Source organism: Streptomyces sp. KL109B, from assembly GCF_030766935.1.
Lineage (GTDB): Bacteria > Actinomycetota > Actinomycetes > Streptomycetales > Streptomycetaceae > Streptomyces.
Genome location: NZ_JASERL010000002.1, coordinates 325,252 through 337,472 on the forward strand (window position 1 = coordinate 325,252; position 12,221 = coordinate 337,472).

Below are 12,221 nucleotides of genomic sequence, written 5' to 3' on the forward strand. Positions count from 1 at the left end.
TTTACCCCTTTTGTCGGATTGGAGCCCGCAATGTACGAATCGGCGGAGCGGCGGGGCAAGGACCGTTGGCGTGGGCGTGTCCAGGGGACTTGGTGTGTGTCACCAGGGACTGCCCCTAGCTATGGATAGACGCACGCACCAGTGGATCGCCGCGTGGAGCGTCAACGTAGATGCAGAGCCGGGAGCGCAACGCGTGGATTCGGTGAGGCCTACGGGGTGAGATGGGTTGAATCACCGGACAGGTCCGGACGACCCGACACGCTTGTTGACGGTGGAGCGCTCAGGCTCCCACGGAGAGTCCTCGTCGGGACCTCCAGCAAATCACCGCTGAACCTCCCAGCGCACCGCCTCGTCGAGGACGGATCGAGCACCGTCGAAGTCCGCCAGGCGGGCGGCGATGGTGCGGGCGGCTAGGTCCTCGGGCAGGGCGGCCGAGAACTTCAGTCCGCGTACGGCACGGGGGTTGACCTCGGGCAGGACCAAGTGATCCGCAAGATCAGCGCAGGCCGCCTGCCAACTCTGCGGTGTCATCTCCGAATTGAGACGAATCCGCTCGTCATCGGGCTGTTGTACAGGATCGGCGAGGGACCCGAGGGAGGCAACGAGTGCGGCGTTGGCGCGGAAGCCGGCCCAGGTCCACCACTCGAGCTTCTCGCCCTCGCGGAGCAGGAGTGTCCCGCACGCGCTGACCTGCGAAGCCCGGTTCTCACGAAGCTCGGAAAGGCGAGCCTGCGCACGCCTGGTGAGATGCACCGGCGGGTCCGCACCAAGGAGTATGTCGCGCATGGCGCGGGTCAGTGCGAAGGAGAGGCCGCTGAGGCCAAAACTGTCCCAACGTGCACGGCCACCGCCGTCGGCGGGTTCGACGAAGGCGCGCCGGCGAGTGAAGTCGATGTGGCCGACCTGCCAGCTGCGACCGCCGAGGAGCAACAGACGCGGCCCTTCGCGCTGTTCGAGAAGGAGCCGGGGGTCGATGGTGCCGAGGTCCTTGCGGCCGAAGTAGACGGTGAACTGTGGCGGGGCAGTGAAGGCCGCGGTGAGGTCCATGAAGTGGCGGCGGCCGAAGTTTTTCTCGGCTTCGGGGCCGATGAACAGCAGCCCTTCGTCGCTGTCGAGGAAGCCCTCGCCGACCAGGTACTTCATGATCGGCGCCGCGCTCTTGTCGAAGGGGGCGAGACCGTTCCACTCCTCGTACCAGGTGTTCTCGCCGAGGGTGTGCTGCTGCAGGGCAGCGGCAAGGATCTGCTGGGCGACAAGGTGGCGTGGCTGGGGCGGCGGAACGACCGGTTCCACCCAGTGGCGGCCCCAGAGAAGGAGCAGCGCCGCGGCCTTGAGGAGGTCGGATTCTTCGACGGCGAGGAAGAGCGCGTTGCGCACGGTCCCGGAGCGTCGCCCTGTGCGCCCCAGGCGCTGTAGGAAGGAAGCGACAGTGTCGGGGGCGCCGATCTGGATGACGCGGTCCAAGTCGCCGACATCGATGCCGAGTTCGAGGGTCGACGTGGAGACGATCACGCAGTCGCGGGCCTCGGCGAAGGCCTCTTCGGAACGGCGCCGTTCGTCGAGGGAGAGGGAGGAGTGGGAGAGGTACGTCGTGACACCGCGGATGCGGAGCTTCTCGCCGAGCTCCTCGACCTGTGCCCGGGAGTCACAGAAGACGAGACGCTTTTCACCGCGGTGGAGGACTGAGATGAGTTTGGAGGCGTTGTCGAGGGAGCCTACGTAGTCGAGCTCGACGTCGCCGGGCGGCGGTGTGCTTCCCTCGCGCACCTTGACATGTACGCCGGGCGCGACGACACGGCCCGCACGCTCATGCGAACTTGCCCCTTGCAACCAGTGCAGCAAATCCTCGGGATTGCCGACGGTGGCGGACAGTCCGATGCGCTGGATGCGCCGCCCCACCAGGCGCTCGAGGCGTTCGAGCACGGCCAGCAGGTGCCAGCCGCGGTCGTCCGAAGCAAAGGCATGCACCTCGTCAACGACCACGGCCCGCACCCCTCCGAGCATGTGCTTGTGATCGGTCTTCTCGCTGATGAGCTGCGCTTCGAGGGATTCGGGGGTGGTCAGCAGGATGTCGGGGCTCTCGACCCGCATCCGTTTGCGTGCTGCTTCCTGGGTGTCGCCGTGCCACAGTCCCGCCGTGCGGCCCAGCCAGCCCGCATAGGTCTGGAGGCGCGGTTCGAGGTTGTTGAGGAGCGCCTTGAGGGGGGCGAGATAGAGCACCGAGGTGCCGTGCCAGTCACCGGTTTCCATGGCCGCGAGGAGCGGGAAGGAGGAGGCCTCGGTCTTGCCTCCCGCAGTGGGAGCGAGCAGCACGGCGTCCTCGCCGTCCATCAGTGGGTCGATCGCGGCTTTCTGCAGGGGTCGCAGGTCGGGCCAGCCGAGGGTGTTGACGATGTGGTGGAGAAGTACGGGATGCAGTCGGTCCAGCGGGTCCGGCCGGTCCACGGGCTCCGGGGGGCGATCCGCCGAGTCCTGCGCCATCACAGCTCCAGGTCGATGTCGTCGGCGGCCGCCGCGTTGCGTTCTACATCAGTCAGCTCACTCCCGGACAGGGTGAGTTGATAGTGCACTCGTGGGTCGAAGTCCTCGAACTGATCGATACGGTCGAGGACGTCTCCGACGAGCTTCTTCAGGAAGATCCGCGGGGCGACGCCGACCTTTCCGCCCAGACGCCCGCCGACGGCCCTGGCGAGGTCTCCGATGTACGCCTCGTCGGCGACCTCCGCCACCCGCGCCGGATCGCTCGCCCCGGCAGCGTACAGATCGCGGATCTTCAGCCCGAGCTGGACGAGGCGTTCCTCGGTGAAGCCGGGAAGCCGGAGCTGCACGGCACGCGGGTTGTCGAAGCGCGGGTCGGTGGTGAAATCGGTGGCGAGTCGCTGGGCGAGAGGGGCCAGCCGCTGCACCCCCTGGGGGCCGTCGTAGAAGGCCGGGGTGCCGGTGATCACGAGGTAGAGGCCGGGGAAGCGTCCGGAGTGCACCTCGTCGATGAGCTGGCGCAGCGCGTTGAGGGCCTTGTCGCGGGCGTCGGAGCGGACCCTCTGCAGCGTCTCCACCTCGTCGAGTACGACGATGAGCCCGGCGTGCCCGGTGTCGCGCAGGACGGTCAGCAGTCCCTGCAGAAATGCCAGGGCTCCGAAGTGGTCGAGGTCGCCTCGCACACCGGCGGCCTTGCGCGCCGCGGCGGACACGTGAGGCTGCCCGCCGAGCCAGGCGAGGACAGCCGCGGCCGAGGTCTCGTCGCCGGCTTCGAGTGCCTGCCGGTAGCCGCGCAGTGCGGCGGCGAAGGCCGGTGCATGCCGGGACACCTCGGCGAGCCGCGCCGACATCAAGCGGTCGACGGCGTCGCCGAGCTCCTCTTCGGCCACTCCGTCGGCGAGTGCGTCCTCCTCCAGTGCGTAGAACCAGCCGTCGACGACCTGCTGCATCGCGCTCGCCGGGAAGGCCGATGTGGTGAGCCGCTCGATGAGCCGCCGATAGACGGTCTCGAGCTTGTGCAGCGGCGTCTCGTTCTCCGAGACCTGAATCTCACAGACCGCGAACCCGCGGGCCTTGCCGCGCTCGGCGAGCCACCGGGTGAAGAACGTCTTGCCGGAGCCGTACTCGCCGCGCACCGCTTTGAAGACGGAGCCGCCGCCCGCGACGGTGCCGAGTTCCTCATCGAGGGCGGGCGCGAACCGGTCGAGCCCAGTCGCGAGCAGATCGAGCCCCTGCTCGGGCACGGCCCCCCGCCGTAGCGCATCCACGACACCCCGCCGTCGTACGGCGCTGACCTGACCTCGTACGTCATTCACAGGCGCCATCCTCGCAAACCCGACCCGTGTGCTGCTCGGGCTCTGTGTGCGCGAGGGGCTTACGTCCTGCGGCCGCAGGGCGAAGGGCCCGTGTGCAGGGCGGGTAACAAGGGAGAAAGACAGTGATCGCACCCGTACAATCGAACGGGGTTGGCTACGGGAATGACGCTGCGTTCCGCCCCATGTGACCGTTCACCGCCTACCGGGGCCGGCCCTGATGAAGGAGCCGTGCGGGATCGGAGAGTCAGGCTTATGAAGAAGGGCCGCTGGACGGCCGTCGCTCCTTCCGAGTATCCGCATGAGCAGGCGGCCCTCGAGAGGATCCTCACGCCGTTGCCGGACGACGGTCCGTGGCGGGCATGGTCCAACTTCACCTTCGTCAGTCAGACGGGACACGTCCGCGAGGTCGACCTGCTGGTCGTGGCCCCCGGCGGCGTGCACATGATCGAGCTGAAGAGTCTGCACGGCCGGGTGGAGCGGCGCGGTGGCCAGTGGGTGCAGATCCCGCCGGGGAACCGGCACGGGCACGGGAGGGGGCTCGGCGATCCGCTGCGGCTCACCAACCAGAAGTCCAAGGAGCTGGCCTCGTTGCTGCGCCGCTACGGCGCGAAGGTGTACATCACTGAGGGCGTGTGCTTCACCGAGGACGGCCTCGACGTGGCGCTGCCGTCGCACGAGCTCGCCGCGCACATCTACAACGGGGTACCCGCCCTTCTCGACGAGCTCCGGCTGCCGCCGCGCGAGGACCGGTTCAGGATCACGCCTCAGGACAGCGCCGCCATCGGCAAGGCGCTCGCCAAGGTTGGTATCGAGCAGGTGGTCAGGGAGGCGAAGGTCGGGCCGTTCATCCTGGACAAGCGGCCCTTCGACACGGGTGCCACGTGGGCCGACTACGCGGGCAGGCACGAGCAGCTGTCCGAGACCGTTCGGGTACGTGTCCACCTGCGGCCCCGCAATTCGAGCAGCGAGGCACGAGCGGCACTGCTCGATGCGGCCAGGCGGGAGGCCGACACGCTGAAGCGGATCCACCACCGCGGCGTGGTGCGCATCCGTGACTACTACCCCTCCGACCACGATGCCGGCCCGGCGCTCACCTTCGACCACCATCCGGAGAGGCTGCACCTGGACGAGTTCCTCGACAGGTGGGGCGCGAAGCTCAACCTTGAGGACCGGCTCGCGATCATCCGCCAGCTTGCCGAGGCGATGAAGTACGCGCACGGCAAGCGGCTCTACCACCGCGTTCTCACGCCCCGCTCGATCCATGTCATCCCCCGCTACAGGGGCGATGCGGGGCGCGAGTTGAGTGAGGAGGAGCGCTGGCGGCGGCCCCTCGTGCAGATCTCCGACTGGCAGCTGGCTTCGCGTACGGTCACCTCCAGCGGAGTCTCCGTGGCGCCGTCCACGGTCTCGGGCGGCAACGTCGACGACGCCTCGGACCCTTACTTGGCACCGGAGTTGACCGCCCCGAAGGCGGACCCGGCGCGCATGGACGTGTACGGCATCGGCACGCTCGCCTATCTGCTCACCACCGGCAACTCCCCCGCCACGACCCGTGCGGAACTGCAGGCGCGCGTGGAGAACGGCGAGCGGCTCGCCCCGTCCGCGGTCCAGGACGGCATCCCGACGTTCCTCGACGACCTCATCGACGCTGCCACCGCCCAGCAGCCTGACCGGCGGCTCGACGCGGTGGGCGACTTCCTCGAAATGCTGGCGGAGGTTGAGGAGGACCTGCGGCCTCCTGCTCCCGCGCAGGACGAGGAGCGAGCGGAACCAGAAGTAGCCGACGACCTCGACCCGCTGGAGGTCGGACCCGGCACGCTCCTTCAGGGGCGGTGGCGGGTGCGCCGTCGCCTCGGTACCGGCTCCACGGCGCGCGCACTGCTCGTACTCGACGAACAGCAGGAAAAGAACGATGCTTTCGCGGTATTGAAGGTGGCGCTCGACGACGACAAGTCGGACGCGCTGGAGCGCGAGGCGCAGACGCTCGGCCGGCTGCGGGACTCGAGCATCATCCGCCTGCTCGTGCCCGGCACGTTCACCGTGGGCGGGCGCACGGTCCTCGCCACCGAGTACGTCGGCAACATCAAGGCCGAGGCGGACGACAAGCGCGACGACCGCACGGCACGGGACGAGACCATGGCGCGCGTCCTGGGCCGCCAGGGCCGTCTCACCATGGACGAACTGGAGCGGTACAGCGACAACCTGTTCAACGCCCTTTACTACCTGGAGGGCGAAGGCGTCTGGCACCGCGACATCAAGCCGGACAACATCGCGATCCGTATCCGCCCCAACGGCACCAAGCAGGCGCTGCTCCTGGACTTCTCGCTGGCCGCCGTCTCGGCCCGCGAGACCGGGGCGGGCACGTCCGGCTACCTCGACCCGTTCGTCGGCACGGTCATGCGGAACCTGTACGACGACACCGCGGAGCGGTACGCACTCGCTGTGACGCTGCACCAGATGGCGTCGAACGAGCTGCCGCAGTGGGGCGATGGCTCCGTCACCCCACGGATGACGGAGCCCAAGGAGTGGCCGTACCCGACGGTCGCGTCGGAGGGATTCGAGGACGAACTGCGCGACGGGCTCACCGAGTTCTTCCGCAAAGCACTGAGCCGGAACGCAAAGGAGCGCCACAAAGACCTGCGGGAGATGCGCACGTCCTGGCAGCGGGTGTTCCAGGACGCACAGCGCCTGGCCGCCAGTTCCGGCCACGAGTCCCTGCGGCGGCAGGGGCGGCAAGGGCAGGACCTTGCACCGGTGGGCGAAGCCGACCCCGCCGAGCTGCGCGACCAGCTGGCCGAGCTCGCCACCCGCGACACCCCCCTGGTGAGTGCGGGCCTCACACCGTCCGCGTACTCGATCCTGCGCGACATGAAACTCACCACGGTCGGCGAGTTCCTCGACCTGGCCAGCCGTAGGTTCATCAACCGGCCTGGGCTCGGCGCCCGTACCCGTACGGAGATCCAGCGCCGGCAGAAGGAATGGCGCGCCCGGCTCGGCTCACAGCCCGAGCAGGAGCCCGATGCTCCGGCGGGGGGAAAGGCGGAGACACCGGTCGAGAAGCTCCTCGAGCGCATGGTCGAGGAACGGCCCGACGCACAGGACATCGACCATCTGCTCGCCCGGATCATCCCCCCGGCCTCCGGGAGGACGAAGCGGCTGCACGAGGTGGCCGTGCACCTGCTGCGCGCGCCGGGCCCGGACGGCACACTGCCCGACCTCCCTGTATGGCCGCGCCAGTTCGAGGCCGCGGAGGCTGCCGGCGCCAACCAGGCAACCATCTCGGGTGAGTTGAAGAAGCTCCGCAAGCGCTGGGCCGAGGACGAGGGCCTGGAGGAGGTACGTGCGGCGGTGTTGGAGCAGCTCGGCGCGCTCGGCCGGGTCGCCTCCGTGGACGCCCTCGCCGGCTGGTTGCTCGGTACCCGCGGCTACTCCGAAGGGGGCCCGGAGGTACGGCGGGCAGCCGCGTTCGCTGTGCTGCGCGCGCTGATCGAACGCGAGCAGCAACTGCCGGTCGACAGCAGGGCTTTTCAGCACTTCGCCCCCTACAAGGCAACCGATCCGGTACGCCGCGCGGGCTTCCTGGCCCTTGAGGTGGACCCGGACAATGAAGCCGACGGCCCTGACACCCCGGCCGCACCCGCACTGCTCAGCTATGTGAAGCGCCTCGGCGACGCTGCCGACCGGCTCGCGGGACGCGCCTCCCTTCCGGGTTCCAGCACGGTCCTGGCCGAGCTGAGCGCGGTGAAGCTGCCCGAAGGCGACTTCCCCTGGGACAACCGCCGCGTCGCCAACCTCGCGGCCCAGGCCAGCCAGAACGCCGCGCTGTCCCCACGTCTCGAGATCTACCCGCGCGATCTGGGTCTCGTTCGCGCGCTTCGGCTCACGCAGGCGGGGCTGGTGCAGATCCTGCCGGGGCTACCCGAGAAGCAGCAGCCGGGGCTGCCACTGCGTGAGGTTCTTGAGCGGGTGAATGACCGCTTCCCCGGCCTGGCTGCTGTGCAGGGGATGAAGGACCGGCCCGAGCAGCTACTCAAGGAGCTGCGCGAGGCTGGCTTCGATCTCAAGTACGTGGCCGAGAAGAAGGCCTTCCTGCCCAGGAAATTCGAGGCAGCCCTGTCGTACACGTCTGCCCTCAGCGGCAGCGGTTCCGGGACGGGCGGCCTCCTGGACCGGGAATCGACGGCGGCCCGGGCGGACACGCAACTGTCGGGTGCCGCGCGACAGGACGGCTTCCGGGTCCTTACTGTGCGCGCGCGGACCGCGCCGGTGGTGGGCCGGGAGCTGCACCGCCTGTACGGGGCGCGGGGTGTATCGGTCACCGAGCTGTTCCTGAAGGGGCTGCGGGGCGAACTCACGGAGGGGCGGGCGATGCCGAGGTGGGACGTCATCGTCAAGGCGGACGTGCTTCCGGCTGCGCAGCGGCCTACTGGGTTCACGAACTTGGTGGGGGCGGTGTGGCAGGCCGTGCAGGGTGTGTTGGAAGGGGAGTTGGCGGCTTCCGATTCGGCTACGGATTCTGATTCCGGTGACGGCCGGGCCACCCCGATCCTGCTCACCGATGCCGCCGTCTTCGCCCGGTATGACGGCATGCACGTTCTCGACCGGCTGACCGCGCTCGCCCGGCGCGGCGGCCGACCGTTGTGGGTTCTGGTTGCCCAGGACGACGAGACCGCCGTCCCGAAGCTCGCCGGGCGCCCCGTCCCGTACCTCGAAGTCCAGCAGGAGTGGATCCCCATCCCCAAGTCCTGGACCCTCATGCACGAACCGAACGACCCGACCGCCCTCGAAGGAGCCACCAAGTGATCGACCGCAAGGCGCTGCTTTCCGACCTGCAGGCGCAGGTCAAGGCGGCGGAGACGGACCTCGAGGGCCAGGTCAAGCGCGAGGACGAGGTTCGGGCCCGGCTGCGGGCCGAGTACGACGCGTCGAAGAAGGTCGGCCGTACTGCGGCGACGTGGCAGTCGTGGCTGGACGAGCGGATCACGCAGGTGGCTGTGGCGTGGGTGCTCGGGACCGTCTTCGTACGGTTCGTCGAGGACAACGGCCTGGTGCCGGAGCCGTACATCACCGCACCGGACATCGCGGGGCGGGAAGTCGCGCAGGCGCGGTACGACGAGTACGTGGACAAGACGGAGGACCCCACATACCGAGGCTGGTTCGAGCGGGCCTTCGAGGAGCTGGCGGCGGGCCCGGCGGGCAAGTTGCTGTTCTCGGAGCACAACCCGCTGCGGCAGATCCCGCTTTCGCATGAGGGTGCGGGAGCGCTGCGGGGCTTCTGGCAGCGGATGGTGGACGACGGCGAGACCGGCGCGTCGGTCCTGGTGCACGACTTCACGGACCCGCTGTCGGAGGACGAAGACGCCGACGGAACGAAGGGGTGGGATACGCGGTTCCTGGGTGACCTGTACCAGGACCTGAGCGAGGCCGCGCGGAAGAACTACGCGCTGCTTCAAACCCCGGAGTTCGTCGAGGAGTTCATCCTCGACCGGACGATGAACCCGGTGGTCCGGGAACGGGGCGGCGTCGAGGGCCTCAAGATGATCGACCCTACGTGTGGGTCGGGGCACTTCGTGCTGGGTGCCTTCCGGCGGCTGGTACGTGAATGGGCTTCCCGGCGGCCGGAGTTGGACGCGCATGCGCGGGTGCGCGGGGCGCTGGATTCGGTGCACGGAGTGGACGTCAATCCGTTCGCGGTGGCGATCGCGCGGTTCCGGCTGCTGATCGCGGCGATGGCGGCGGCGGGGGTGCGGACTCTGGGGGAGGCTGCGGGGATCGAGTGGCCCATGCAGTTGGCGGTGGGTGACTCCCTCATCAAGCCGCGCCAGGTGACGGACCAGCTATTCACGGACGAGGCCGACCCGCTGGCCGAGTTCAAGTACGCGACTGAGGACATTCAGGACCGGCCACACCTTCTGGACGAGGGTCGGTACGACGTGGTTGTGGGGAACCCTCCATACATTACGGTCAAGGACAAGAGGCTCAACGAGCTGTACCGGTCGCTCTACGACGCCTGCCAGGGAACATACGCGCTGTCGGTGCCGTTCGCTCAACGCTTCTTCGAGCTGGCGAAGCAGGGCGGATCCGACGGCAAGGGCTACGGCATGGTCGGCCAGATCACAGCGAACTCCTTCATGAAGCGGGAGTTCGGAACTAGGCTCATCGAGTCCTACTTTCGCGACACGGTGGAACTGACTGAGGTAATCGACTCGTCCGGCGCGTATATCCCAGGTCACAGCACCCCTACGGTCATCCTCGTCGGCCGCAACCGCGACTGGACACGTGGGCGCGGGGACACGATTCGTACGGTGCGGTTGGTACAGGGAGAGCCTTCAACTCCGGAAAATCCGGAGGAAGGGCTGGTCTGGCGGGCGATCGTCACGCAGATCGACGAGCCCGGCTCCAAGAGCCAGTGGGTATCCGTGGCAGACCTCAGGCAGAACCGCTACTTCGCCAAGGCACCGTGGATCCTGGCGGATGGCGGTGCCGAACTCAACGAGCAGCTCAACGCTGGCGACACCATGCCGTTGAAGGCAGTCATCGAGCCTCCTATCGGTCGGGCCATTCGCGCGGGTGCTGATGAAGCGTATACCCGCCCCAATCGCCGCATGATCAGGACGATTAGCGACCGTTCAGCGCTGCGTCCGCTAATGGTTGGAGAAGCCGTTCGTGATTGGCGTGCGACTCCAGATCAGTTGATCTGGTACCCGTACACCCCGGGAGTCAATCTGGACGACCTGCGTTCCGATCTTTGGCCAATGCGAACCTTGCTGGCGGCTCGCAAGACTTTTCAAGGGGACATGGGGGACGCAGGCTTGGGCTGGTGGGATTACATGCAGCACACCGCCTCGGCGTACAAAACTCCACTCGCAATCAGCTTTGCTGAGGTAGCAACGCATAATCACTTCGTGTTGGACCGGGGCGGGAAAGTGTTCAAACAGACCGCGCCAGTCATCAAACTAAGAGAAGGCGCATCCGAGGAGGAACATCTCCAGCTGCTCGGCGTACTCAACAGCTCGACAGCTGCTGTCTGGTTGAAACTGGTCTGCTTCTGCAAAGGAAATGCCACGGCCTCCAGCGGCATCGCTGACCAGCCGTGGTCGTGGAACTACCAGTTCAACGGCGCGAACGTCAGCGATTTTCCCCTCCCATCGACGTACCCAGCCGGAATCGCCACCGCCCTCGACTCCGCCGCCCAGCATCTTTCCGCCACCACCGTAGTGGCCAAGGCCACCCCCACCGCTGCATCTCTCCACGACGCCCGCGCCGTCCACACCGCCACCCGCGCCCAAATGATCGCCCTCCAGGAAGAGTTGGACTGGCAGGTCTACGCCCTCTACGGCCTCACCGACACCGACCTCCGCCCCGCCACCCCGGACGACGTCCCGCCCCTGGCCCTCGGCGAGCGTGCCTTCGAGATCGTCCTGGCCCGCGCCATCGAGCGCGGCGAAGCATCGTCCGAATGGTTCACGCGCCACAACTCCACACCCCTCACCGAACTCCCGGCCCACTGGCCAGCCACCTACAAGGACATCGTCAACCAGCGCATCGCGACGATGGAATCGAATTCCGCGATCGGCATGGTCGAACGCCCCGAGTACAAGCGGCGTTGGGCCACCGCCGGTTGGGATGCCATGGAGAAGGCAGCCCTCCGCGCCTGGCTGCTCGACCGCATCGAGGCCCAGCGTGACCTGTGGTTCGACGGAGCCGACCAGCCCACCCTCATCTCCCTCCCCCGCCTGACCGACCGCCTCCAGGAGGACGACGACTTCGCCACCGTCCTCAACCTCTACGCACCCCGCGCCGACTTCGCGAAGACCGTCGCCGAGTTGGTCAGCGACCAGCACGTCCCGGCCGCCTCCGCCCTGCGCTACAAGCCCACCGGCCTCAAGAAGCGCGCCGACTGGGAGCGGACCTGGGAGATGCAGCGCAAGGAGGATGCCGCCGAGTCGGAGCCGGAGAAGCGGAAGATCCGGGAAGCGACCGCCGTACCGCCCAAGTACACCTCCGCCGACTTCCTCCGCACGAGCTTCTGGTCGCAGCGCGGCAAGCTCGACGTACCCAAGGAACGCTTCATCTCCTACGGGGCCCAGAGCAACGTACAGACCCCCGTCCTCCTCGGCTGGGCCGGCTGGGATCACCTCCAGCAGGCGCAGGCCATCGTCGGCCACCTCAACGAGAACGAGCTGACGCCGGACGAACTCACCCCGTACCTCGCCGCCCTGCTCGAACTCCAGCCGTGGCTGGACCAGTGGCACGGCGAACACCTCCCCGACTACGGCCAGTCGGCGGCGCAGGCGTACCACGACTTCCGGCTCGCGCTGCAGGGTGAGCACGGGCTGACCGACGACGACATCCGGGCCTGGCGGCCCACGGCGGCGACACGCGGCGGTCGCGCCAAGAAGACGAAGTGAGCAGGGACAGAGGCAC

The 12,221-nt window shown here is 68.0% G+C and carries 4 protein-coding genes; 2 read left to right on the forward strand and 2 right to left on the reverse strand.

Annotated features, from left to right (window positions below; all coding sequences use genetic code 11):
• Positions 1-321: 321 nt before the first annotated feature.
• Together RBJ65_RS07365 and brxD are read right to left on the reverse strand one after the other, a co-directional pair.
• Positions 322-2,481, reverse strand: coding sequence for a DEAD/DEAH box helicase (locus RBJ65_RS07365; RefSeq protein WP_306316466.1), 2,160 nt, complete (start codon positions 2,479-2,481; stop codon positions 322-324).
• Positions 2,481-3,794: a BREX system ATP-binding protein BrxD gene (brxD, locus tag RBJ65_RS07370; protein WP_372341166.1), complete on the reverse strand. Its 1,314-nt coding sequence runs from the start codon at positions 3,792-3,794 to the stop codon at positions 2,481-2,483. The genes RBJ65_RS07365 and brxD overlap by 1 nt, the downstream gene beginning before the upstream one ends.
• A 252-nt stretch (positions 3,795-4,046) precedes the next feature.
• On the opposite strand from brxD, the gene pglW reads away from it, so the two are divergent.
• Together pglW and pglX are read left to right on the forward strand one after the other, a co-directional pair.
• On the forward strand, positions 4,047-8,597 hold the full coding sequence (gene pglW, locus RBJ65_RS07375; RefSeq protein ID WP_306316464.1) for a BREX system serine/threonine kinase PglW: 4,551 nt from the start codon (positions 4,047-4,049) through the stop codon (positions 8,595-8,597).
• Entirely contained in the window at positions 8,594-12,205 is a 3,612-nt protein-coding gene (gene pglX / locus RBJ65_RS07380) for a BREX-2 system adenine-specific DNA-methyltransferase PglX (RefSeq protein WP_306316463.1), read from the forward strand. The genes pglW and pglX overlap by 4 nt, the downstream gene beginning before the upstream one ends.
• The last annotated feature ends 16 nt before the right edge of the window (positions 12,206-12,221 follow it).